This is a genomic window from Mesorhizobium sp. WSM4829 (assembly GCF_055811475.1).
In genome coordinates this window covers 87,975-113,065 of record NZ_JBVVQJ010000024.1, presented here as the reverse complement: position 1 = coordinate 113,065, position 25,091 = coordinate 87,975, and the positions used below count along the sequence as shown (strand labels likewise).

The 25,091-nt window shown below is 63.1% G+C and carries 21 protein-coding genes; 12 read left to right on the top strand and 9 right to left on the bottom strand.

What is annotated here, in order from left to right; translation table 11 throughout:
- Positions 1 to 189: 189 nt before the first annotated feature.
- Both AC0L17_RS22265 and AC0L17_RS22260 read right to left on the bottom strand, forming a co-directional pair.
- Positions 190 to 1,743, bottom strand: a complete 1,554-nt coding sequence (locus AC0L17_RS22265) for a Fic family protein (protein WP_473517419.1) — start codon at positions 1,741 to 1,743, stop codon at positions 190 to 192.
- A 182-nt stretch (positions 1,744 to 1,925) separates the two neighbouring features.
- Positions 1,926 to 2,753, bottom strand: a complete 828-nt coding sequence (locus AC0L17_RS22260) for a MurR/RpiR family transcriptional regulator (protein WP_473517418.1) — start codon at positions 2,751 to 2,753, stop codon at positions 1,926 to 1,928.
- 152 nt (positions 2,754 to 2,905) lie between these two features.
- Between AC0L17_RS22260 and AC0L17_RS22255 the strand changes: the two genes are divergently transcribed.
- The 12 genes from AC0L17_RS22255 (at position 2,906) to AC0L17_RS22200 (ending at position 17,372) form a co-directional block, all read left to right on the top strand.
- Positions 2,906 to 3,727, top strand: a complete 822-nt coding sequence (locus AC0L17_RS22255; protein ID WP_473517417.1) for an N-formylglutamate amidohydrolase — start codon at positions 2,906 to 2,908, stop codon at positions 3,725 to 3,727.
- Between the two features lie 21 nt (positions 3,728 to 3,748).
- Positions 3,749 to 5,263, top strand: a complete 1,515-nt coding sequence (locus AC0L17_RS22250; protein ID WP_473517416.1) for an amino acid permease — start codon at positions 3,749 to 3,751, stop codon at positions 5,261 to 5,263.
- Positions 5,264 to 5,356: 93 nt separating this feature from the next.
- Entirely contained in the window at positions 5,357 to 6,727 is a 1,371-nt protein-coding gene (locus AC0L17_RS22245; RefSeq protein ID WP_473517415.1) for a glutamine synthetase family protein, read from the top strand.
- Between the two features lie 87 nt (positions 6,728 to 6,814).
- Positions 6,815 to 8,203, top strand: a complete 1,389-nt coding sequence (locus AC0L17_RS22240; RefSeq protein WP_473517414.1) for an aldehyde dehydrogenase family protein — start codon at positions 6,815 to 6,817, stop codon at positions 8,201 to 8,203.
- An 18-nt stretch (positions 8,204 to 8,221) separates the two neighbouring features.
- Positions 8,222 to 9,394, top strand: coding sequence for an iron-containing alcohol dehydrogenase (locus tag AC0L17_RS22235; RefSeq protein WP_473517413.1), 1,173 nt, complete (start codon positions 8,222 to 8,224; stop codon positions 9,392 to 9,394).
- 242 nt (positions 9,395 to 9,636) lie between these two features.
- Entirely contained in the window at positions 9,637 to 10,743 is a 1,107-nt protein-coding gene (locus tag AC0L17_RS22230) for an ABC transporter substrate-binding protein (RefSeq protein ID WP_473517412.1), read from the top strand.
- A 159-nt stretch (positions 10,744 to 10,902) separates the two neighbouring features.
- On the top strand, positions 10,903 to 11,892 hold the full coding sequence (locus tag AC0L17_RS22225; protein ID WP_287343856.1) for an ABC transporter permease: 990 nt from the start codon (positions 10,903 to 10,905) through the stop codon (positions 11,890 to 11,892).
- On the top strand, positions 11,889 to 12,680 hold the full coding sequence (locus AC0L17_RS22220) for an ABC transporter permease (RefSeq protein WP_473517411.1): 792 nt from the start codon (positions 11,889 to 11,891) through the stop codon (positions 12,678 to 12,680). The genes AC0L17_RS22225 and AC0L17_RS22220 overlap by 4 nt, the downstream gene beginning before the upstream one ends.
- A gap of 31 nt (positions 12,681 to 12,711) precedes the next feature.
- A complete protein-coding gene (locus AC0L17_RS22215; protein WP_473517410.1) occupies positions 12,712 to 13,776 on the top strand; it encodes an ABC transporter ATP-binding protein in 1,065 nt (354 codons plus the stop codon).
- 182 nt (positions 13,777 to 13,958) lie between these two features.
- Positions 13,959 to 15,509, top strand: coding sequence for a cation:proton antiporter (locus tag AC0L17_RS22210; RefSeq protein WP_473517409.1), 1,551 nt, complete (start codon positions 13,959 to 13,961; stop codon positions 15,507 to 15,509).
- A 95-nt stretch (positions 15,510 to 15,604) separates the two neighbouring features.
- Positions 15,605 to 16,519, top strand: coding sequence for an endonuclease/exonuclease/phosphatase family protein (locus tag AC0L17_RS22205; RefSeq protein ID WP_473517408.1), 915 nt, complete (start codon positions 15,605 to 15,607; stop codon positions 16,517 to 16,519).
- A 7-nt stretch (positions 16,520 to 16,526) separates the two neighbouring features.
- Positions 16,527 to 17,372, top strand: coding sequence for an EamA family transporter (locus AC0L17_RS22200; protein ID WP_473517407.1), 846 nt, complete (start codon positions 16,527 to 16,529; stop codon positions 17,370 to 17,372).
- A gap of 130 nt (positions 17,373 to 17,502) precedes the next feature.
- Here AC0L17_RS22200 and AC0L17_RS22195 read toward each other — a convergent pair whose 3' ends face one another.
- The 7 genes from AC0L17_RS22195 to AC0L17_RS22165 all read right to left on the bottom strand — a co-directional run bounded on the left by AC0L17_RS22195 (position 17,503) and on the right by AC0L17_RS22165 (position 24,964).
- On the bottom strand, positions 17,503 to 17,817 hold the full coding sequence (locus AC0L17_RS22195; protein WP_473517406.1) for a Dabb family protein: 315 nt from the start codon (positions 17,815 to 17,817) through the stop codon (positions 17,503 to 17,505).
- A 10-nt stretch (positions 17,818 to 17,827) separates the two neighbouring features.
- Positions 17,828 to 19,456 (bottom strand): GMC family oxidoreductase, encoded by a 1,629-nt coding sequence (locus AC0L17_RS22190; RefSeq protein WP_473517405.1) that lies wholly within the window; start codon positions 19,454 to 19,456, stop codon positions 17,828 to 17,830.
- A 12-nt stretch (positions 19,457 to 19,468) separates the two neighbouring features.
- Positions 19,469 to 20,230 (bottom strand): 3-ketoacyl-ACP reductase, encoded by a 762-nt coding sequence (locus tag AC0L17_RS22185; RefSeq protein WP_473517404.1) that lies wholly within the window; start codon positions 20,228 to 20,230, stop codon positions 19,469 to 19,471.
- 208 nt (positions 20,231 to 20,438) lie between these two features.
- Entirely contained in the window at positions 20,439 to 21,941 is a 1,503-nt protein-coding gene (locus AC0L17_RS22180) for a GMC oxidoreductase (protein ID WP_473517403.1), read from the bottom strand.
- A gap of 5 nt (positions 21,942 to 21,946) precedes the next feature.
- Positions 21,947 to 23,062: an ABC transporter ATP-binding protein gene (locus AC0L17_RS22175; RefSeq protein WP_473517402.1), complete on the bottom strand. Its 1,116-nt coding sequence runs from the start codon at positions 23,060 to 23,062 to the stop codon at positions 21,947 to 21,949.
- Positions 23,063 to 23,066: 4 nt separating this feature from the next.
- On the bottom strand, positions 23,067 to 24,011 hold the full coding sequence (locus AC0L17_RS22170; RefSeq protein WP_091600410.1) for a carbohydrate ABC transporter permease: 945 nt from the start codon (positions 24,009 to 24,011) through the stop codon (positions 23,067 to 23,069).
- Positions 24,008 to 24,964 (bottom strand): carbohydrate ABC transporter permease, encoded by a 957-nt coding sequence (locus tag AC0L17_RS22165; RefSeq protein ID WP_236392586.1) that lies wholly within the window; start codon positions 24,962 to 24,964, stop codon positions 24,008 to 24,010. Before AC0L17_RS22165 ends, AC0L17_RS22170 begins: the two co-directional genes overlap by 4 nt.
- Between the last annotated feature and the right edge of the window lie 127 nt (positions 24,965 to 25,091).

The window sequence follows — 25,091 nt, the reverse complement described above, 5'->3', positions numbered from 1 at the left end:
TCAAATCCTGTCCCCGCAACCAAATCCTCAAAACGGCCCGCTTCACGCGGGCCGTTTTGCGTTTGCAGCCTGGCGCGCACGCCTTCTCCGGCGCGGAAGCGATCAGGCGCTCGAGTTCAGGTCGCCAACGGAGCGGTTCGATTGCCGGAAGTGACGAAAGCGCCGCGATAGATGTTACCCATGGAACAATCATGCCTGCAGGCCGGGTCCGAAGGTTTGGTGGTAGATCGCCTCGATCCGCTCCGCCTCGTCATCCGTTAGAGCGGCGAATTCCCTTTCACGGGCGCGGTTCGAAAGGCGGCCGCCGTTCTGATGAAGCAAGCGAAAGAGCAGATCGGTTAGACGCTCGGGCATGTCGATGAAGGCATCGACCTGCTGCCGGAACTGATCGTAGCGGTGCAGGAAGGCGGTCTCGTCGGGAATATCCTTTTCTATCGTCCGCCGGACGCAGGCGTAGAGAAATTCGGCGTGGGGCGTCGCGTCGAAGAAGCGGTAGAAATCCCCAGTGTCGTTCAGGACGCGGACATTGAATTGCGGCGTCGGCTGCCATTCGATCAGCGGCAGCAGGCGCTGCGAATAACTCTCAAGCACGCCCCGGTACTCGTCGATTTTCTCCAGTATCGCGGCCGAAACAGGGGACACTACTCCTCGCGGGTTGAAGCCGCGCGCGGCAAGGACATGATGGATCAGGTAACGGTGAATGCGGCCGTTTCCATCTTCGAACGGGTGGATGTAGACGAATCCGAATGCGAGGATCGCCGCGACGATGACCGCATCGAGGCTCTGGGCGGGGCCGCGGTCGAACGCGACCATGCCGTCGATCAACGATTCCAGGTCCTCGGGCCGGGCGCTGATGTGATCGGGCAGCGGCATGCGGTTGTCGCGGTCATGCCCGCCGACGAAGCCGCCCTCCTGCCGAAAGCCGAGCTTCACGAAGCGGGCATCGCCGAGCACGATCCTTTGCAGGCGCAGCAGCTCATCGCGGTCAAGCGGCTGACGACCGGCCTCGCCGATGGCGCGGCCCCAGCGCTGGATGCGGTCCTGCGGCGGACGCTCGCCCTCTATCGCATAGCTTGATCGCGAGTCCTTGAGCAGAAGGAAAGTGGCCGTCCGAGCAAGCAGGTCGCGCGGCACGTTCGCGACGATCGCCTGCGCACGCCGACGCAGGTCGAGGCCGATGAATTCTTCAAGGGCTTTGGTGCGGAACACGAGCGGGCAGAAATACGGCGTGCCGGGCAGGTTGTCCTTCACGCGGTAGCGCGGAGCGGTCTTGTCCTGCGCCGCCCATTGCAGTTCGGGGTCGACAACAGGAACATAGCGTCCGGCGGTCGCGTCGGGGAGATCGAGGCGCGTGTCCGTCAGCCACTCATAGAGAAACCAGATCCGGCGGGCGTAGCTGCCGGTCGGGCTTTTGCGAACAAGCGCTTCAATCGGTGCGGTTCCGGTCGCCAGAAACAGCCGCTTGAGGATAGCCAGGTCCAGTCCTTCGTATTTGAGAGCGAAGGTCAGGTGGCCTTCAAGGGTTGAAGGCGGCGCATGCCGGGGCGTCATGATGCGCCAGCCGTCCCGCTCGGTGATGCGGTGATGCTCGCCGGTGGCGGAGAGAGTCCGCGGCAGAGGCACGGCAAGCCCATAGGCCCCGATCAGCGCGCTGTAGCCGGCAAGAGTCGCGGTTTCAGGAAGGCGCAGTTCCTGAAAAACGTTCACCGGCCCTGAAAATTGATGCTCCTGCGGAGCAGCCATGAAAACCGTACCTCGCACTCGAATTTTGGTACGATCCACCAAAATCCCTGAAAAATGATTCTAACTTATGAAAAATGATGCGTCAAATGCGTATCTCGCGAAAAGTGATTCTTAGGGTAGCTGAAAAACTGCTTGAAAATACTTTTTGCTGCGGGTGGGGTTCGTCTGTTCAGCCCGCGCCTCTACCGCAGGCCTTCCAACTCGCGGATGCGTTTGGCGCCGTCGGCCTCGAGCTGCCGGGTGACGGCGCCGATCAGCGTTTCGGCCACGACGAAAAGGGCCGCCGAAGAATCCCAGGCCGAGGGCACGGCGGTGCGCCCGGCGATGACATGGCGGGCAAAGCGGGCGATTGGCGACAGCCACTGGTCGGTGAACAGCACGATCTGCACGCCGCGCTGGTGTGCCGTCTCGGCGAAGCGGACCAGGCTGTCCTGGTAGCGCCTGATGTCGAAGATCACCAGCACGTCGCGCTTGCCCATGTCGATCAGCCGATCGCGCCAGACGCTTTCCTGTCCGGCGAGGTGAAAGACGTTGGGCTGGATGATGGCGAGGTGGGCGGCCATGTAGCGCGCCAGCGGATCGGTGAAGCGGCCGCCGATCAGGAAGGTTTTGCCGCGTCGGTCGGCAAGCTTTGCGACGATGTCGGCAAGCTGCTTGTCGGACAGGTGCCTGAACGTTTCGCGCATGTTGTCGAGCGTCGCCTCCAGCATCGGCGACCCCGCGCCGCCGTTCGGCGATGGCGGGTTGAGAGTGCGCGATGCCGGCGACTGCAGTTGCGCCGCCAGTTCGTCCTGCAGCGCCGACTGGAATTCCGGGTAGTTCTGGAAGCCGAGGCGGGCGACGAAACGCAGGATCGTCGGCGAGGAGACGCCAGCGGCAGCTGAGAATTCGGCGACCGTCTTCAGGCCGATCAGCGGATAGCTGGCGATCAGCGTCTGCGCTGCGCGGCGCTCGCCCGCCGGCATCGTGCCGATGCGGTCCGAGATCAGTTCGGCAATGCTCGAAATCATCTTTTCCCCATGCCCGGCCGTTTTGCCGAAATCGCATTTGACCCGAAATCGCGTTTGACAAAGCCGGACAAACTGTATGAAATCATCCACAGGGACGCAATGAGGCAAAATACGTAACATACGATACAGCGCTCCCCGGGGACGACAGGATAATGGAGACAGCACGGCCCGCCAGCCTTGCATCGCCTGAAACCGTAGGGGTGACGAACCCCGGCGGATCGAGCCCTTTCGTGCTGACCTGCGACCACGCCTCCAATTTCCTGCCGCCGGAATTCGGAACGCTCGGCCTTGCTGCCGAAGAGCTTTCCCGCCACATCGCCTGGGATCCCGGCGCGCTGCCGGTGGCCCGCCGCATGGCCGCGGCGCTTGACGCGACGCTGGTCGAGACCCGCATTTCGCGGCTTGTCATCGACTGCAACCGCCCGCTCGACGCACCCGATCTGGTGCCGCCGGTCAGCGAGACCACAACCATTCCGGGCAATGCCGGCCTGTCGCAAAAGCAGCGCGCCGCGCGCATCGCCCTGTCCTGGCAACCTTTTCACGATGCGGTCGCTGACATCATCGACACAAGGCTGGCGCGCGGGCTCGAGACGCGGCTGGTTTCAATCCATTCCTTCAACCCGGTCTACAACGGCAAGAGCCGGCCCTGGCACATCGGCGTCATCCATGACGAGGATCGTCGGCTGGCAGCGCCGCTCGTCGCCGCGCTGCAGCGGCTCGCCGGCGTCACAGTCGGCATCAACGAACCCTATTCGCCGGCCGACCGTGTCTATTTCACGCTGGAACGGCACGCGCGCCCGCAGGAGCTACCCTGCGCGATGATCGAAATCCGCAACGACGAAATATCCGACGAAGCCGGGCAGCGAAAATGGGCGGATCTGCTCACGGGGATTTTTTCCGATCTCGAGCCGTCATCCGGATCCCAGGGATCTGGCCGGCGCGGGCTCGGCCATCCGGTGGAACCGGTCAACTGACAAGAAGAAGGGGACTTTCAAATGGCAGGCGGTAATACGAAGCAAGTTGGCAGCGTCGCATACGCGAAGCGCGACAAATCTTATTTCGAGGACCGGCAACTGGTGCGTCACGCCAATGTCTGGCATCTGTGGGCGCTCGGCGTCGGCGCCGTCATATCTGGGCATTTTTCGGGCTGGAATTTCGGATTCGGGACAGGCGGCTGGGGCGGCATGCTGGTGGCCGGCATCATCATCGCCATCATGTATGTCGGCCTCGTCTTCTCGATTGCCGAGATGAGCCCGGCTTTGCCGCACACCGGCGCTGCCTACTCCTTCGCCCGGACGGCGATGGGGCCGTGGGGCGGCTTCATCACCGGGCTTTGCGAAAACGTCGAGTATGTGGTGACGCCCGCCGTCATCGCCTTCTTCATTGGCTCCTATATGGGAGGCATCTGGTCGGTCGCCTTTCCCGACTCCAGCGTCTGGCCGCCGCTCTGGTGGCTGGTGACCTATGGGCTGTTCCTGGCGTTGAATATTTTCGGCGTCGCGCTGTCCTTCCGCGTCACGCTGATCGTCACGCTGCTGTCGCTGGCCGTGCTGATTGTCTTCTGGATCAGCGCTATCCCGAGCATGGACTTTTCGCGCTGGGCGCTGAACATCGGCGTCGGCCCGGACGGAGCGGCGATGGAGCTTCCCGAAGGCAATGGCTCAATGTTCCCGTTCGGCTTCTCGGGCGTGCTGGCGACGCTGCCTTTTGCGGTTTGGCTGTTCCTGGCTATCGAGCAGCTTCCGCTGGCGGCGGAAGAATCGGTCGACCCCAAGCGCGACATGCCGCGCGGCATTATCGCCGGCATGCTGACGCTGATGGTCTCGGCCTTCATGATCGTGCTGCTCAACCCGTCGGTCATCGGAGTCGGTTCCTTCAAGCTCGCGACTTCCGGCGAGCCTTTGCTTGACGGCTTCCGGGCGATTTATGGCGACTCCGGTGCAGTGCTGCTTGGCGTCATCGCGCTGATTGGATTGATTGCAAGTTTCCACACCATCATCTTCGCCATGGGCCGGCAGGTCTATTCGCTGAGCCGCGCCGGCTATTTCCCGTCGGCGCTGTCGGTCACCCACAAATCCTACAAGACGCCGTATGTGGCGATGTTTGCGGGCGCTATCGTCGGCTTCGGCATCATGCTGATCATGTGGTTCGCGCTGGGCGGCGCTACGGCCGGTTCGCTCATCGGCTCGGTGTTGCTGAACATGGCGGTGTTCGGCGCCATGTTCTCCTACATCCTGCAGGCGGTGTCCTTTATCCTGCTGCGCCAGAACCAGCCGAACATGGAACGTCCCTATCGCAGTCCGCTCGGCGTCCCGGGCGCCGTGCTGACGATCATCATCGGCGTGGTCACCCTGCTCTATCAGATTCAGGACGCGAACTTCACCAAGGGCGTGGTCTGGGTGGCGCTGTGGTTCGCCATCGCGATCGTCTATTTCGGGCTGGTCGGCCGTCACAAGCTGATCCTGTCGCCGGAAGAAGAGTTCGCGCTGGAGCACGCGCAGAAAGCCTGACCTGTCTCGAACCCGAAACCTACCCGGCCGCTTCCCGCGGCCGGGTCCAGATTTGAACTCTCGAAGCGCCATAAGGGCGGCGGAGCTTGCAAGATGGCCGGAAATTTCTCGTTCGACCAGTTGAAGAAGGCGGTCTCCAGCGGTGAGGTCGACACCGTGCTGGCGTGCATTGTCGACATGCAGGGGCGGCTGGCGGGAAAGCGGTTCCTGGCACAGTATTTCGTCGATTCCGCCCATGACGAGACGCATGGCTGCAACTATCTGCTGGCCGCCGACATCGATATGGAACCGGTGCCCGGCTACAAGGCGGCGAGCTGGTCGAAAGGCTATGGCGACTTCGTCATGAAGCCGGATATGTCGACCTTGCGGCGCATTCCATGGCTGGAAAAGACGGCGCTGGTGATCTGCGACGTGCTCGACCATCACAGCCATGACGACTTGCCGCATTCGCCGCGCGCCATCCTGAAGAAGCAGGTCAAGCGGCTGACCGAGCGTGGCTATCTCGGCTATTTCGCCTCCGAGCTCGAATTCTATCTGTTCAGCGAAACCTACGATTCCGCCCGCAAGAAGCACTGGCAGGGCCTCGACACAGCCTCGCCCTATATCGGCGACTACCAGATCGGCATCACCACCAAGGAAGAAGGCGTCATGCGCCGGCTGCGCAACGAGATGCAGGCAGCCGGCATTCCGATTGAGAACTCCAAGGGCGAGTGGGGTCCGGGCCAGGAAGAAATCAATGTCCGCTATGCCGAGGCGCTCGAGATGGCCGACCGCCACGTCATCCTGAAGAACGGCGCCAAGGAAATCGCCGAGTCCGAAGGCAAGGCGGTCTCGTTCATGGCCAAGTACAATTACGGGCTGGCCGGCAATTCCAGCCATATCCACAACTCGCTGTGGAGCGCCGACGGCGAGACGCCGCTTTTTTACGACAGAAAGGCCGAATGGACACTGTCGACGCTCGGCCAGCAATGGGCGGCGGGCCAGCTCAAATATGCCAGGGAATTCACCTGGTTCCTGGCGCCCTACGTCAACTCCTACAAGCGCTTCCAGGCCGGCACCTTCGCGCCGACCAAGATCATGTGGAGCGAGGACAACCGCACCGCCGGTTTCCGCCTGTGCGGCGAGGGCACCAAGGGCATCCGCATGGAATGCCGCATCGGCGGCGCCGATCTCAACCCCTATCTCGCCTTCGCCGCGCTGATCGCGGCCGGCCTGGCTGGCATCGACGAAAAGCTTGAACTGCAAAAACCCTTCGTCGGCGATGCCTATCAAGCCTCTCAGCTGCCGGAAATTCCGAAGACCCTGCGTGATGCCACCGAGACGTTGGCAAAATCGGAGATGCTGAAGCAGGCGCTCGGCGACGGCGTGCTCGAGCATTATGTCCATACGGCGCACTGGGAGCAGTTCGAATACGACCGCCGCATTACCGATTGGGAACTGCACAGGGGGTTTGAGCGGTACTAAACTACGCCAGCGTCGCCGTTCAGCTTTGCTGCCGGACGGGCGGGCGGCTCAAAACCGAGATTGTCGTAAATTGCGAGGACTCAAGGAATGACCGAAACGGTCAAGATTAAATCTCCCGTCGATGGTTCGATCTATGCCGAGCGGCCCATCGCCACGGACCAGGCGATCAATGCCGCGGTCGAGCGTGCCAAGGCGGCGCAGGAGAAATGGGCTGAGACGCCGATCGTCGAGCGCGGCAAGTACATGCTTGCCATGCTGGAAGCGCTGGTCGCCATGACCGACGAGATCGTGCCGGAGATCGCCTGGCAGATGGGCCGCCCGGTCCGCTATGGCGGCGAGTTCGGCGGCGTCAGGGAACGCACCAGCTACATGGTCGAGATTGCGGAAGCGGCACTCAAGCCGGTGATGGCCTCCAATCCCAAGGACGGGTTTCGCCGCTATGTGAAGAAGGTGCCGCTCGGCGTGGTCCTGGTGATCGCGCCGTGGAACTATCCCTATCTCACCGCCGTCAACACCATCGTGCCGGCGCTGATGGCCGGCAGCGCCGTCATCCTCAAGCATGCGGCGCAGACGCTGCTGGTCGGCGAACGCTTTCAACAGGCGTTCGACAAGGCAGGCCTGCCCAAGGGTCTGTTCCAGAACCTCGTCATGAACCATGCGCAGACCGAAAAACTGCTCGGCTCGGGCAAGATCGACCATGTCAATTTCACCGGCTCGGTTGCCGGCGGCCGCGCCATCGAAAAGGCCGCAGCGGGCACCTTCATGACGCTCGGCTTTGAACTCGGCGGCAAGGATCCGGCCTATGTCCTGGCCGATGCCAAGATCGACCATGCCGTCGCCAACCTGGTCGACGGCGCCTTCTACAATTCCGGCCAGTGCTGCTGCGGCATCGAGCGCGTCTATGTCCACGAGAAGGTCTATAACGAATTCGTCGAAGGCTTCATCGCTGAAACCAGGAACTACGTCGTCGGCAACCCGCTCGACCAGGCGACGACAATGGGGCCGATGGCACAGGCGCGCTTTGCCGACCTGATCCGCGAGCAGAAGGCCGAGGCCCTGCGCAAGGGTGCCAAAGCGCATATCAACATGAGGGTGGCCAACGACGAGCAAGGCTCGCCCTATCTGGCGCCGGAAGTGCTGACCGAAGTCGATCACCAGATGAGCGTCATGCGCGAGGAGAGCTTTGGGCCGATCGTCGGCATCATGAAGGTGCGCAACGACGAAGAGGCGATCGCGCTGATGAACGACAGCCCCTACGGGCTGACGGCCTCGATCTGGACGCGCGACACCGAGCATGCGGCGGCGATCGGTGATCGCGTCGAGACCGGCACCGTGTTCATGAACCGCTGCGACTATCTCGATCCGGCGCTGGTCTGGACCGGCGTCAAGGACACCGGCAAGGGCGCGTCGCTGTCGGCCATCGGCTACGACAATCTGACGAGGCCGAAATCATATCATCTGCGTGAAGCCATCTGATTTTTTTGAAAGACAGAAATGACAAAATTGATTTCCAAATGGAACTATCCGACAACCGTGCGCTTCGGCGCGGGGCGCATCAAGGAATTGCCTGATGTGCTTGAAGCCACCGGCATCAAGCGGCCGCTGTTCGTCACCGATCCGGGGCTGGCCAAACTTCCGGTCGTCGCTTCGACGTTGAAGATCCTCGACGATGCCAAGGTACCCTATGGCGTGTTTTCCGAGGTCAAGCCGAATCCGGTGGACTCCAACCTGACCGCCGGCATTGCCGAGTTCAAGAAGGGCAAGCATGACGGCGTCATCGCCTTTGGCGGCGGCTCGGCGCTCGACCTCGGCAAGCTGATCGCTTTTCAGGCCGGCCAGACGCGGCCGGTCTGGGATTTCGAGGATATCGGCGACTGGTGGACGCGCGCCAACTCCGACGCGATCGCACCGATCATCGCCGTGCCGACCACGGCCGGCACCGGCTCGGAGGTCGGCCGCGCTGGCGTCATCACCAATGAAGCGACCCACACCAAGAAGGTGATCTTCCATCCGAAACTTTTGCCGGCCATCGTCATCGCCGATCCGGAACTGTCGGTCGGCATGCCCGGCTTCATCACCGCCGGCACCGGCATGGATGCGCTCGCCCATTGCCTCGAGGCTTATTGCGCGCCGGGCTATCATCCGATGGCCGACGGCATCGCCGTCGAAGGCGTGCGGCTCGTCTTCGAGAACCTGCCGAAGGCCTATACCAACGGCAAGGATCTCGTCGCCCGCGCCCACATGATGAGCGCGGCCGCCATGGGCGCCGCCGCCTTCCAGAAAGGGCTGGGCGCCATCCACTCGCTGTCGCATCCGATCGGCGCGCTCTACGACACCCATCACGGCATGACCAACGCCGTGTTCATGCCTTATGTGCTGGCCTTCAACCGCGACGCCATCGAGGCCCGCATCGCCCGGCTCGCGGCTTATTGCGGCATCAAGGGCGGCTTCGACGGCTTCGCCAAGGCCGTCACCAAGCTGCGCAAGGAATTGAAGGTGCCGCACGCGCTGCCGGGCCTGATCAAGGGGCTCGACATGGACAAGAAGCGCAAGGGCCTGATCGCCGACATGGCGGTGGTCGATCCGACCGCCGGCGGCAACCCGGTCAAGCTGACCAGGAAGGCGGCGCTGACGCTGCTCGACAATGCCATTGCCGGCACCGTCTGAGACAGTATTCGCGCCGGAAACTGATCCGGGAAATTAAGGGCAAAGAAAGGGGAAAGATGAAAGGTAAGACTGAAATTCATTAGCCGGAAAAATAGTCGCGAAGCGATTGCTACAGCCGGTTAAAAAGAGTTTACTTTTTCGTACTGCAGGGCATCGCTTTCACAAACCATTCATCGGGCTGTCATACGAAAACGATACCGCATCGCAGGCGTCCAACGGCGTCAGTTCAACGGAGAGAACACATGTTCAAATTCACGGGAAAAGTACTTTCCCTTACGGCCGTCGCCCTGATGGCGACCTCTGCCATCTCGTCGGCGCAGTCAATGGATGAACTGGTCGCCGCCGCCAAAGCGGAAGGCCAGCTCACCACCATCGCGCTGCCGCATGACTGGTGCGGCTATGGCGCGGTGATCGCCGGCTTCAAGGCGAAATATCCGGAAATCACCGTCAACGAGCTCAACCCCGATGCCGGCTCCGGCGACGAGATCGAGGCGATCAAGGCCAACAAGGACAATAAGGGCCCGCAGGCGCCCGACGTCATCGACGTCGGCCTGTCCTTCGGCCCGACCGCCAAGGCCGACGGCCTGATCCAACCCTACAAGGTGTCGACCTGGGACACGATCCCCGACAGCGCCAAGGATCCCGAAGGCTACTGGACCGGCGACTATTACGGCGTGCTGGCGATGATGGTGAACAAGGATCTGGTCAAGGAAGTGCCGACCGATTGGGCCGATCTTCTTAAGCCGGAATACGCCAACGCCGTCGCGCTTGCCGGTGATCCACGCGCCTCGAACCAGGCAATCCAGGCGGTCTACGCCGCTGGTCTTTCAGGCGGCGCCGCGGCCGGTGAAGCCGCAGGTACTGCCGGTCTCGAGTTCTTCAAGAAGCTCAATGCCGCCGGCAATTTCGTGCCGGTCATCGGCAAGCCGGCGACGCTTGCACAGGGTCAGACACCGATCCTGATCAACTGGGACTACAACGCGCTTGCCGGCCGCGACACGCTGAAAGGCAATCCGCCGGTCGACGTCGTCGTGCCGAAGACCGGTGTCGTCGCGGGCGTCTACGTGCAGGCGATCAGCGCCTACGCGCCGCATCCGAACGCTGCCAAGCTCTGGCTGGAATATCTCTATTCCGACGAAGGCCAGATCGGCTGGCTGAAGGGCTATTGCCACCCGATCCGCTTCAACGATCTCGCCAAGAACGGCAAAATCCCGGAGGACGTGATGGCCAAGCTGCCGCCGGCCGCATCCTATGAGGCCGCGGTGTTCCCGACGCTCGATGAGCAGGGCAAGGCCAAGGAAGTCATCACCAAGAACTGGGACGCCGTCGTCGGCGCCAACGTTCAGTAAGGTTGAAAACCGCCGGGCGGCTTCACCGCCGCCCGGTATTCCACTAGAGCGACGTGCGTCGGACGCACAAGGTACGCTCTAGAACTCAAATTTTCGCATCGTGCTTTCCGAAAATCGAGTTCGATTTTCGGGCCGATGCGATAAGACGGTAGCCGGCGCATGACCGATCTCTCGCTTTCCGATCACGCGATTGCCGGGAAGACGGCGCCGCCCAGCGAGGCGCGCGCGTTTCGGCTGCCGACGCAATGGCTGGGCGTGGCGCCGTTCTTCATCTTCGCCATCATGTTCCTGGTCCTGCCCACACTGTATCTGGTGCTCGGCGCCTTCCAGAACGCTGCCGGCACGTTCACCTTCGACAACATTGTCGGTATCTTCGACCCACCCAATCTGTCGAACTACATGCAGTGCCAATATGATTCCTGGATCTCCTGGGTCGACGGAAACTGCAGGCTGCCCACTATCCTTGCCGCCTACTGGATCTCGATCAAGATCAGCCTCGCTTCGTCGCTCATCGGGGCATTTGCCGGTCTGGCCATTGCCATTGCCATCGTGCGGGGCGGCCTGCCGAACTGGATACGTTCGGCGACGCTGACCTTTTCCGGCGTGGCTTCGAATTTCGCCGGCGTGCCGCTAGCCTTTGCCTTCCTCGCCACGCTCGGCCGGCTTGGCCTCGCGACGGTGATCCTGAACACCGTGTTCGGCCTCAACATCTACGCCCACGGCTTCAACATCCTGTCGTTCTGGGGCCTGACGCTGACCTATGTCTATTTCCAGATCCCGCTGATGGTGGTCATCATCACGCCGGCGATCGACGGACTGAAGAAGGAATGGGGCGAGGCGGCCGCGACGCTTGGCGCCACCACCGCGCAATACTGGCGCATGGTCGTCATCCCAGTGATATGGCCGAGTTTTCTTGGCACCGTCATCCTGCTGTTTGCCAACGCCTTCGGCGCTATCGCCACCGCCTATGCGCTGACCGGCTCGTCGCTCAACATCATTCCCATCGTGCTCTACGCACAGATCCGCGGCGACGTGCTGCACAACCCGCATCTCGGCTATGCCATTGCCTTCGGCATGATCGTCATCACCGGCCTCGCCAACGTCTTCTACATCTGGTTCCGGACGCGCAGCGAAAGGTGGCTCAAATGAAGAGCGGACGTTTCTGGGCCTGGGTCGTCTTCGCGCTGGGTGCGGCCTATTTCTTCATTCCGCTGATCGCGACCGTGGAATTCTCGATGCGCATGCGGCGCGGGGTCTATTCCTTCGACGCCTACGAGGTCGTGCTAGGCGACCCCCGCTTCCAGGCGACCTTCGGCTATTCGGTGCTTGCCGCCATCTTCACCATCATCCTCGGCGTGCTCATTGTTGTGCCCACCGCCTACTGGATCCGGCTACGGCTGCCGCAACTGAGACCGGTCGTCGAGTTCATCACTCTGCTGCCGCTGGTCATCCCGGCCATCGTCATCGTCTTCGGCTACATCAGAATGTACGGATCGAACTCGCCGCTGCCGTTCCTGGCGAGCGACACGGGCACCAACGCCTTGCTGGTCATCGGCTATGCGACGCTGGCGCTGCCCTATATGTACCGCGCCGTCGACACCGGGCTTCGCATTATCGACGTGCGCACGCTGACGGAAGCGGCGCAGATCCTCGGCGCCGGCTGGGGCACGATCATCGCCCGTGTCATTCTGCCCAATGTGCTGATCGCGGTATTGTCGGGCGCCTTCCTTACCTTCGCTATCGTCCTCGGCGAATTCACCATGGCCAGCCTGCTCAATCGGCCGGCCTTCGGTCCCTACCTGCAGAACATCGGCGCCAATCGCGCCTATGAGCCGGCGGCACTTGCCATCATCGCCTTCGCCATTACCTGGACGTGCATGTCGCTGATCCAGATCCTGTCGCGTTTTGCGCCGCGATCGGCGAACCGGCCAAACTGACCGAAAAGTACTGACCGAAAGAAAAAAAGCCATGGCCGAGCCATTCCTCTCCATCCAGCATGTGCGAAAATCCTTCGGCGCCACCACCGTCGTCCAGGATTTCAACCTCGACGTCGAGCCGGGCGAATTCGTCTCCTTCCTCGGGCCATCGGGCTGCGGCAAGACGACGGTGCTGCGTATGGTCGCCGGCTTCGAGGAGCCGAACGCCGGCAAGATCGTCGTCGCCGGCAAGGATATCACCCGGCTCAAGCCCAACCAGCGCAATGTCGGCATGGTGTTCCAGGCCTATGCGCTGTTTCCCAACCTGACCGTGGCGCAAAACATCGGCTTCGGGCTGAAGGTCGCGGGCATGCCCAAGGCCGATGCCGACAGGCGCGTTGCCGAGATGCTCGACCTCATCAAGCTGCCGCAGATGGGCGACCGCTATCCCTATCAGCTCTCCGGCGGCCAGCAGCAGCGCATCGCGCTGGCGCGGGCGATTGCGCCGAAGCCGAAGCTCCTGCTGCTCGACGAGCCGTTATCGGCGCTCGACGCCAAGGTGCGCGTGTCGCTGCGCGAGGAAATCCGCTCGATCCAGAAGAAGCTCGGCATCACCACCATCTTCGTCACCCACGACCAGGAAGAGGCGCTGTCGATCTCCGACCGCATCGCCGTCATGTATGGCGGCAAGGCCGAGCAGGTCGGCACGCCGTTCGAGATCTACAACCGGCCGGCGACCAAGTTCGTCGCCAATTTCGTCGGCACGCTGAACGTGCTCGAAGGCACCGTCACCGATGCAGCCTCGGGCAAGGTGCGCGTCAATTCGCAAGAGGTCTCGCTGCAGGGAAAGCTAAACGGCTCCAAGTCCGGCGACACGCTGTCGCTGGCGCTGCGGCCCGAGGCGATTTCGCTCGGCCGCCATCCCGGCCGCGACTCCAGTCTTTCGGGCGAGATCACCGAAGTGCACTTCCTCGGCTCGGTCATCCGGGTTCGCGTCGGCATCGGCGGCAGCACGGTGTCGCTCGACACGTTCAACAGCCCGGCCGCGCCGCCGCCCGCTGTCGGCGAGAAGGCCGAGATTTCGTTCTCGTCGGGCGACATGCTGGTGCTGCATTAGGGGAAGAGTGAATAGTGGATGGTGAATGGTGAATGGTGAATAGTGAATAGCAAGAAGGCGCTTTACGCGCCCGAGATTTCTCTGCAAGCGACCATTCACCATTCACCATTCACCATTCACCAGCCAAAGCCATCGCCGTTTTTTTGCCTGCCAATCGCCCGGCTTCGCCGCTACGATGAGGCATGGCGCTTTTCGAGCTGACCCTTGTTCTCCTGCTGATCGCCGTCGCGCTGACGGCGTTGTCGCGGCGTCTCCAGGTTCCCTATCCGTCGTTGCTGGCGTTGGCAGGCGCGGGCATCGCCTTTCTGCCGTTTGCGCCGACTATCGAGATCGATCCCGAGCTGGCGCTCGCCCTGTTCATCGCGCCGGTGCTTCTCGACGCGGCCTACGACACGTCGCTGCGCGATCTCAATCGCTACAGACTGCCGCTTGTCCTGCTGGCGCTTGGCGCCGTCGTTTTCACCACCGCTGCCGTGGCGCTCGTTGGATGGACGATGGCAGGCCTGCCGATCGCTGCGGCCATTGCGCTGGGCGCGATCGTGGCGCCGCCCGATGCCGTGGCGGCGTCGGCCGTGCTTGGACAGTTCAAGGTGCCGCACCGCGTCACCGCGATCCTGCAAGGCGAAAGCCTGCTCAACGACGCCACGGCACTGCTGATCTACCGCATGGCGGTTTCCGCAGCTGCCGGCTCCATCCTGGTGAGCAGCGCGGTTCCGATGATCCTGCTGTCGACGGTCGGCAGCCTTGCCGCTGGTTACGTGCTCGGCCGATTGTCTCTCGTCACCCTCAGCCGCATCAGAGATCCGGCAAGCGGCACGGTGGTGCAATTTGCCGGGACGTTCGGCGTCTGGATCCTGGCCGACAGGATCGGGCTCTCCGCCATTATAACAATCGTGGTCTATGCCATGACCATCGCACGTACCGCGCCGCGCCACATGCCGGCCAGAAATCGCGTCAGCTCCTATTCGGTCTGGGAGACGGCGGTGTTCGTGCTCAACGTGCTGGCCTTCGTCCTAATGGGACTTCAGGCACGATCGATCGTCGGCCGGCTTGCCGAGCAGGGGCAGGTCGAAGCGTTTGTCTTTGCCGCAGCCGTGCTGGCTGTCGTCATCGTCTCGCGTCTCGTCTGGGTGCTTGGATGCGGCGCGATCATGAGGTGGCTCGCCAGCTTCGGTGACGCGAAACGGCAGGCCGAGGCGCCGTCATTTCGTGGCGGCGTGCTGATCGGCTGGTGCGGCATGCGCGGCCTTGTCACGCTTGCAGCAGCATTTGCCTTGCCAGCTGACTTTCCCGGCCGCGACCCAATCGTGCTCGCCGCTTTCTCGGTCGTCCTCGGCACCCTGGTGCTGCAAGGCATCAGCCTGAAGCCGCTGCTGCGCCTGCTTCGTCTCGATCCGGACGGAACTGTCGACCGCGAGGTCGCGCAGGCACGCGTCGCCATCATGCAGGCCGCGCTGGATGTGTTGAGCGGCAAGACATCGAATGCCGCGGCCGTGGTCCGCGAGCAATTTGCCGCGCAGCGCACGATCGCTGAAAACCCGGAGGACGCCCAGGCAGCGACCGAGTACGACAGGCTGCGCCTCTATGCCATCAAGAGCCAGCGTGACGCGCTGGAGCAATTGCGTATCGACGGGACGATCGGCGACGAAGCGTATCATCGCCTGGAGGAGGAAATCGACTGGTCGGAACTGGCCGCTTCTCCGCCGGGACGATTCCAGCCGCTGACGACTTAGCTGCGCTATCTGGCCCAAGCTCTCTGCATCCGGCTGCACATTGCAACCAATCCGCCAAACCGCTACTGCCATCACGAAATTGAGCCGGTTAAGCAATGAAGCTGGTCAGCTACAACATCCAATACGGTTTCGGCAGCGACGGCCGCTACGATCTCGCGCGCTCCGCCGAGGTTGTCGCTGGCGCAGACATCATCGCGTTGCAGGAAGTGGAACGGCACTGGCTGCGCAGCAACGAGGATGACCAGCCGGAAATCCTTTCGCGACTGCTGCCCGAATACTATTGGGTTTATGGGCCGGCCTTCGACATGGACGCCAGCGAGCGGCGTGACGGCCGCATCGTCAACCGGCGGCGGCAATTCGGCACCATGGTCCTGTCCAAGCTGCCGATCGTCTGGTCGCGCCTGCACACGCTGCCGCTGCGCCGCACCGTGCGTCCGCTCAACACCCGCAACGCAGCGCTGGAATGCATGATCCACACCCCTGCCGGTCCGGTGCGGGTGCTGTCGCTGCATCTGGCGCATATCGCCGCCGAAGAGCGGCTGGAGCAGATCGACTATCTGCTCGCCGAGCATCGCCGCGCGCCGTCCGACGGCGGCCCGTGGAGCGGCGCCGACGATGAGCCCGTGCGCAACTGGAGCAATGGCGAGCCGGAGCCGGAAAACCCGCTGGCGGCGATCTGGCTGGGCGATTTCAACATGGAGCCGGGCAGCGCCGAGTACCGGCGCATCGTTGGCAGCACGCCGTACCATCGCGGTGCTGCCTATCTCAACGGTTTTGTCGATGCCGCCGCCGTCGCCAGCGACCCGACGGCGGATTTCCATACCCATGTGAAGACCATCGACGGCAAGCTGGCAAAGCGACGGCTCGACCATTGCTTCGTCGGCGGGATGTTGGCGGGACGGGTCCGCTCGGCCAGCGCCGATATCGACGAAATCGCCTCGGACCATTTTCCGCTGCGGGTCGAGATCGACCTGAAAACGCCGTTCGCGACGGGGGCCGAAGGCGCATGAGCCGCCGATGACCTTGTTCGTCTTCTTCGCGGTGCTTGCCGCCGCCGCCATGCACGCGATCTGGAACGCGCTGGTCAAGGTTCATCTCGACCGCTTTTTGTCGATCACGCTGATGACGGTCGGCATGGGCGCCGTGGCGCTTCTGGCGCTGCCTTTCGTCGAGGTGCCGAAAGCGGAAGCGTGGCCTTATGTCATCGCCTCGGTAATCTTCCACATGGGCTACAGGACGTTCCTGATCGCCGCCTACAGGGCCGGCGATTTCGCCCAGACCTATCCGCTGGCGCGCGGCACGGCGCCGCTGCTGGCTGCACTTGGCGGCATCGTGGTCGTCGCGGAAGTCCCGGCGCCGCTCGCCATCCTCGGCATTGTTCTCTTGTCGGCCGGGACGCTGTTGCTGTCGTTTCGCGGCGGCGCGCATCTGGAAAGGCTGAACCTGCGCGCCGTCGGCTTTGCGCTGGGCACCTCGATCTTCATCGCCGGCTATACGCTGTCCGACGGCAGCGGCGCGCGGCTGGCCGCGACGGCGTCGAGCTATGCCGCATGGCTGTTCGTCTGCGATGCGCTGTGGGCGCTGGTGCTGTGCCTGATCTTCCGCGGACCAAAGGCGCTGCCGGTCCTGGCGCGGGACTGGAAGGCGGGCGTGTACACCGGCGTGCTCAGCGGCGCCGCCTACTGGATCGTGATGTGGGCGATGACCAAGGCGCCGATCGCCTCGGTCGCGGCGCTGCGCGAAACCTCGATCCTGTTCGCCATGATGATCTCGGTGTTTGCGCTCGGCGAGAAGATGACGGCGTGGCGGGGTGCCGCCGTGCTCAGCATCGTTGCCGGCGTCGTCGCGCTGAGGCTTGGATAGGCTAAAGCGCGTCGCGTTCGACCGACCTCACGCGACGCGCTTTGGATTGTTGTTTTATGCATGTCGTTAACGCAAAACCGCTGCACACCCTCGGGTCAGTGCCCGAGGGCATGCTTTTGCGCGACATGCATTAAACGCCTATCTTGAGGTCGAACACCATCAGCCCGTCGGTTCCGCCTTCAAGCGCCGCGACCAGCCGAGCGCCGGCTCGGCTGTGAGCCTCATGCACCAGATAGGCGTCGCGTGCGGCGGCATCGCTGAAGTCGATGGTGAAGCCGTGCGTGAAGCCGCGCGCGAACGGTTCTGGGCTGACATTGGCGCTGAATTCGACCTTGGCCATGCCGTCGATCACCGACCGCAGCGCCTCAAGATCGGCATGGATTACCGCGCGCTCGTCGTCGGTGACGTCATTGCGGAATCGAGCGAAAACACAGTGCCTGATCATTCTTGGAATCTCATGCCGCTTGGTTGGTAGAAAACACGGCCGGCGGCAGCGGGTCGCGGCCAAGGATCAGATCGGCGCCCTTTTCGCCGACCATGATGGTTGGCGCATTGGTGTTGGAGGAGGGGATGCGCGGCATCACCGAAGCGTCGCAGACGCGCAAGCCCTCGATACCACGCAGCCTGAGATCGGGCGTCACCACGCTCATCGCATCATGGCCCATGCGGCAGGTGCCGACAGGGTGGTGGTCGGTCTTGGAACTGCGGCAGGCATAGTCGAACAGTTCGTCGTCGCTGGTGAGTGTCGGCCCCGGCAGCACCTCGCGCAGCACGTAGGGGGCCAGCGCTTTCTGCCGCATGATCTCGCGCGCCAGCCTGAGCCCCTTGATCGACATGTCGCGATCGTAGGGATCGGACCAGTAGTTCGGGTCGATCAGCGGGTGGTCGGCCGGGTCGGCGCTGTTCAGCCGCACCGTGCCGCGCGATCGAGGGCGCAGGAAGGCCGAGTTCAGCGTCACGCCCGGATTTTTCAGTTTTTCGACACCGGCCTCGATGCCGGAGCCGAGGCCGAGATGCAGCTGGATATCGGGCGAGGCGGCGGTCGGGTCGGCGTACCAGAAGCCGCCGGTCTCGAACAGGCTGGAGGCAACCGGGCCTTTTTTCAACAGCAGGTACTGCAGGCCGGCCCACACCGTCCGGTGCAGCTTGGCGTAGTTGTCGTAGGTGTGGTCGCCGGTGCATTCGGCAATGACGAACAGGTCGAGATGATCCTGCAGGTTGGAACCGACGCCGGGCAGGTCGTGCACCGGCGTCACGCCCACCGAATTCAGATGGTCGGCCGGGCCGATGCCCGACTGCATCAGCAGCTTCGGCGAGCCGATGGCGCCGGACGAGACGATGACTTCGCGCTCGGCGCGCAGGATTTTCTTCTCGCCGCCCGGCCTGTCGACGATCTCGACACCGACGGCGCGGCCCTTCTCGATGACGATGCGCGTCACCAGCACATCCGTCCTGACGGTCAGGTTTTTTCGCGCGCGGATCGGCCTGAGATAGGCGACCGAGGCAGAGGAGCGTCTCGCGTCCTTCTGCGTCAATTGGTAATAACCGACGCCTTCCTGGGCTACCCCGTTGAAGTCCGGATTGAAGGGAATGCCCATCTCCTGCCCAGCGCGGAAATAAGCCTCGCAGATCGGCAGCGGCGCAATCGGGTTCGACACGCCGAGCGGACCCTGGTCGCCGTGAAAATCATTGGCGTAGCGCTGGTTGTTCTCGGCCCGCTTGAAATAGGGCAGCACGTCGCGATAGCCCCAGCCGGCAAGGCCCTCTTCCTTCTCCCAGGCGTCGTAGTCGCGGGCATTGCCGCGTGTGTAGATCTGGGCGTTGATGGAGGAGCCGCCGCCGATCACCTTGGCCTGCGTGTATCGGAAGACCCGGTCCTTCATGTGCTTTTGCGACACGGTCGACCAGCCCCAGGCGGCGATGCCCTTGGTCATCTTGGCGAAACCGGCCGGCATATGGATCAGCGGGTGCCAGTCCTTGCCGCCCGCTTCGAGCAGCAGCACTGAATTCGATGGCTCTTCGCTCAGCCGGTTGGCCAGCACGCAGCCGGCCGGGCCGGCGCCGACGATGATATAGTCGGTCATGGCGTCACCTGTTCACAGCCTCGGCACCGACAGCGCACCGTCGACATTGATGATCGAGCCGGTCGAAAAGCCGAGCTTGCCGCCGGCGAGTGCCGCGACCGCGGCACCGACATCGGCGGCTTCGCCCCAGCGCTTGGCCGGCACCAGCCCGCCGTCGATCAGCGCGTCGTATTTGGCCATTACCCCTGCGGTCATGTCGGTGTGGATGATGCCCGGCCGCACCTCGAACACGCCGATATTTTCGGCGGCGAGGCGTAGCGCCAAGGTTTTCACCCACATCGAAAGTCCGGCCTTGGAGATGCAATAGTCGGCACGTTCCGGCGAGGCCATTTCGGCGCTGACCGAGGTGATGGTGATGATCGTTTTTGGAAAATCACCCGGCGCCGCAAGCATCGGCCTGGCAACGGCCTGGCTGAGGAAGACGGTGCCGCGCAGATTGATGGCGAGGATCCGGTCGAAGTTTTCCGGTTTCAATTCCAGCAGGTCGCCACGTACCACGGCGCCGATGCCGGCATTGTTGACCAGGCAGTCGATGCGGCCGAAGGCGCTTGTCGCGGCATCGACCAGTGCGGCATGGTCGTCGAGGTCGGCAATGTCACTGCTGTGGTAGGCGAATTTCGCGCCGCGGGCGGTGATGTCAGCGACAAGCCCGTCGCCGGCTTTTTCGGCAAGGTCCACGACAAGGATATCGAAGCCGGCATCGGCCAGCGCCTCGGCGCAGGCAAGGCCGATGCCGCGCGCGCCGCCGGTGATGATGGCTGCCGGACGGCTCATGTGAAGATGTTCCTTTGGACGTCAGCGCCGCCCCTCATCGCCCTGCCGGGCACTTCTCCCCGCATGGTGACGGGGAGAAGGACGCCTTCATCGCCTGCTTCGCCAATCGCCAGCGTTGCAAAAAAGGCGCCGAGGTTGCGGCCAGCGGGCTTCTCCCCGTTCACGGGGAGAAGGTGCCGGCAGGCGGATGAGGGGCGGCGCAGACCGATCATAGGACAAGCTCCGTCTTGCGGATGTGGTCGGCGACGCGCAGCGCTTGTGCGGCGATCGACAGCGCCGGATTGACCGCGGCCGAGTTCGGCAGGAAGCCAGCGTCGACGACAAACAGGTTCTTGTGGTCGAACGAGCGGCAGAACGGGTCGAGCGGCGAGGTTGCCGGATCGTCGCCCATCTTGACCGTGCCGCACTGGTGCGACGGCGTGCGCTTGTCGAAAGGCCGCGACAGGACGATCGGATAGCCACAGGCGCGGAAGTTCTCGCGCATCACCTTGGTCAGCCCGTCGAGCGACTGCATGTTGGAGCGCCGCCACTGCATGACGATGTCCTTGCCGTCGACCATGATGCGGCTTTCGGGGTCCGGCAGGTCCTCGCACATCAGGTACCAGTCGACGGCGTGGCCGGCCATGAAGTCCAGCGCGAATTTGGGCGCAAGCTTGACGTTGGCTCTCAGGATATGACCGTCGATCTTGCCGAGAAGCTGGACGTTGCCGAGCGGCCTGCCGCCCTTGCCGTCGGACAGGTAGTAGTCGTTGAGCATCAGCGTCTTCTGGTAGACGGAGGTGTTCCTGCGGCGTGGATCGATCGCCAGCATGGCGCTCGAATTGTGGTTCATGAAGTTGCGGCCGACCTGGTCGGAGCGGTTGGCAAGGCCGTTTCCGTTCGGGGACGGCGAACGCAGCAGGATGGCGGCGGAATTGACGGCGCCGGCCGAGAGGATGACCAGCTTCGGCGTCAATTTCTTCAGCGTGCCGTCCTGGCGATAGTGAACGGCGGCGATCGTTCTGGCATCCGATGAGGCTTCGAGACATTCGACATGGGCACCGGTCTCGATCTTGATGTTCTGGTCAGCCAGTGCCGCCGCGAGCGGCCCCGTTTGGGCGTCGACCTTGCCGGTCCCGGTGTTGGGAAACGCGTCCCAGCCCGTCTTGCCGTCCTTTAGCCAGGCATCGATGTCGACGCCGAGCGGCAGCGATGCCGGATGCAAGCCGAGGCCCATGAGTTCGGCGCGGGCGCGGGCGATCGGCGGCTCGTCCGGCACCGGCCCGAAGGGGTAGGGGATCGAGTGGAACGGCTCGGTCGGGTCTTCGCCGAGTGCGCCGCGCACGCGAAAAAGCTGCTCGGCCCTGGAATACCAGGGCTCGAATTCCTCATAGGAGAACGGCCAGGCCGGCGAGACGCCGCCATAGTGCTCCATGACAGAAAAGTCTTGCCTGCGGTAGCGGATCAGCACCGCGCCATAGAATTTCGAATTGCCGCCGACATAGTAATAATTGCCGGGATTGAACGCAGCACCCCCGGCCTCGCGCCACATCTCCTTCGGCCGGTAGTGGCCGTCGACGAAGATGGCGCGCGTGTCGCGCGTGTGCGGCGTCGCCGGCAATAGTTCGCCGCGCTCCAGCATCAGGATCGAGGCGCCACTGCCGGCAAGGCCGGAAGCGATCGTGGCGCCGCCGATGCCGGAGCCGATAATGACGATGTCCGGGTTTGTCATGGCTGTCAGAGGATGCGGTTCTCGGTCGCCGGATCGAAGAACACCGCCTTGGTCAGGTTGAAGGCGAGCGGCGTGACCGTGCCCGGCTGGATGTTGGCGTCGGCGCGCAGACGCGCCACCACCGCCTTGCCGCCGAGATTGGTGACGGCGAAGGTGTCGGAGCCGGCCGGTTCCACAACCTCGATGTGACAGTCGGCGGTGGCGATGTTCGATGCGTTGCGTTCGGCTCCTTCAGGATCGGTCAGGGCCTCGGGACGGACGCCAAAAATGATCGGCTTGTCGTGGAATGCCGACAGACCAGTCGGCGCATCGGCCAGCGGCAGCGAGATCGGCTCGCGCGCCTCGCGCTGCAGCACCACGGAAAGCGCCTTGCCATTGCCGCCGATCGTCGCCGGGATAAGGTTCATCGCCGGCGAGCCCATGAAGTCGGCGACGAACAGGTTGGTCGGGTTGTTGTAGATTTCGGCAGGCGTGCCGAACTGCTGCACCTCGCCGTCGCGCATCACCGCAATCTTGGTGGCCAGCGTCATCGCCTCGATCTGGTCGTGGGTGACGTAGACGATCGTGGTGCCGGTGGTTGCGTGCAGCCGCTTGATCTCGATGCGCATGTCGACGCGCAGCTTGGCGTCGAGATTGGAGAGCGGCTCGTCGAAGAGAAACAGCTTGGGGTCGCGCACCAGCGCCCGGCCCATGGCGACGCGCTGGCGCTGGCCGCCGGAAAGCTGGCTCGGCTTGCGCTGCAGGAGGTGGCCGATCTGCAGCACCTTCGCCACCTTGTCGATCGCCTTCTGGCGCTCCTGGGCCGGCACGCCGCGCATCTCCATGCCGAAGGCAATGTTTCCCGCAACGGTCATGTTCGGATAGAGCGCATAGCTCTGGAACACCATGGCGATGTCGCGCTTCGAGGGGTGGAGATCGTTGATCGTGCGGCCGTCGACACGGATTTCGCCTTCGGTGATGGTTTCCAGGCCGGCGATGGTGTTGAGCAAGGTCGACTTGCCGCAGCCGGACGGGCCGACCAGCACGAGGAAGCCGCCCTTTTCGAGATCGAGGTCGATTCCCTTCAGGATCTCGACCGATCCGAACCGCTTCCTCAGCCCATTGATTTCGAGAAAAGCCATTCGATTATCCTTTGACGGCGCCGGCCATCAGGCCACGCACGAAATAGCGGCCAGCGACCACATAGACGAGAAGGGTCGGCAGTGCGGCGATCATCGCCGCCGCCATGTTGACGTTGTACTCGACGACACCGGTCGAGGTGTTGACGACGTTGTTCAGCGCCACGGTCATCGGCATCGCGTCGCCGGTGCCGGCATAGGCCGAGGCGAACAGGAAGTCGTTCCAGATGTTGGTGAACTGGTAGATGACGGTGACGACGAAGATCGGCATCGAATTCGGCAGCATGATGCGCCGGAAAATCTGGAAGAAGCTGGCTCCGTCGACCTGTGCCGCCTTGACCAGTTCGGTGGGGAACGCCTCGTAATAATTGCGGAAGAACAAAGTGGTGAAGCCGAGCCCGTAGACGACGTGGACGAAGACCAGATTGACCGTCGGATTGCCCAGGCCGAATGAAAATCCCGTTGCGTTTCGCAGCGTCACGCCGAAGCGGCCGAGGCTGCCGAGGATCGTCGCCATCGGCAACAGCACCGACTGGAAAGGGATGAAGCAGGCAAACAGCATCAGCCCGAAAACCAGCGTGTGGCCGCGGAAGCGCCATTTGGTCAGCACATAGCCGTTGAGCGCGCCGAGCAGCGTCGAGATCAGCACCGCCGGAACCACCATCTTGATGGAATTCCAGAAATAGCCCTTGATGCCGGCGCAGGTCAGGCCGACGCAGGTCTCGCCCCACGCCTTCAGCCACGGCTCGAAGGTCGGCGCCTGCGGCAGCGCCAGCATGTTGCCGTTCTGGATCTCGTCCATGGTCTTGAACGAGGTCACCAGCATGACGAACAGCGGCATCAGGTAGAACAGCGCGAACAGCGCCAGCAGGCCGTAGATGACGATGCGGTTGACGGTCCTGGCGCTGATGCCGCCAGTGCTCTGGCGAGTGGGCGTGGCAATGACGCTCATCGCGGCCGCTCCCTGAGCTCGGAATAGAGATAGGGCACGATGATCGCGGTGATGGTCATCAGCATGATCACGGCGCTGGCCGAGCCGACGGCCATTTCGTTGCGCTTGAAAGTGTACTCATACATGAAGTTCGACGGCAGCCAGGCCGAGCCGCCCGGCCCGCCGCTGGTCAGTGCTACGACCAGGTCGTAGGACTTGATGGCGAGGTGAGCGAGCACGATGAAGGCCGAGAGGAACACCGGCCGCAGCAGCGGGATGACGATCCGGCGATAGAGCTGGAACGTGGTGGCGCCGTCGATCTGCGCCGCCTTCATGATCTCGCCGTCGATGCCGCGCAGGCCGGCGAGGAACATCGCCATGATGAAGCCCGAGGCCTGCCAGACGCCGGCGATCACCACGGTGTAGATGACGAAATCCTTGTTCTTGATCCAGTCGAAATGGAAGCTCGTCCAGCCCCATTGATGCAGCGTCTGCTCGAGGCCGAGGCCGGGATCGAGGAACCATTTCCAGGCGACGCCGGTGACGATGAAGGACAGCGCCATCGGGTAGAGATAGATCGGCCGCAACATGCCTTCGCCACGGATTTTCTGGTCGAGCAGGATGGCCAGGAAAAGGCCGAGCGCCAGGCAGATGAAGATGTAGAGAAAGCCGAAAATGCCCATATTGGTGATCGACGTGTACCAGCTCGACGGCGGGTCGCTCTCGAAGGTCCAGCGCCATAGCCTCTGATAGGCACGCGGCCCAGTCAGCGCATAGGACGGGAAGGTCTTGGAGTTGGTGAAGGACAGATAGACCGTCCACAGGATGAAGCCGTAGACGAAGACGATGGTGATCGCAAAGCTTGGCGCCAGCACGATCTTCGGCAGCGCGTCCTGCAGGCGCGAACGCACCGACGCGCCCGGGCGCGCATTATGCTCCGGCGTCAGCTTGATCTGGGTCGCGACCGTTGTCATGGGCTCCTCCCTCGCGGGTCCCTTCACCGCCAGGCGGGGAAGGATAGCCCCGTCGAGACGGGGCGTGTTGGTTGATCGCCGGCGCCATTCCGACCAGAAGCCGACCATCCTGGCTTGGTGGAACCTT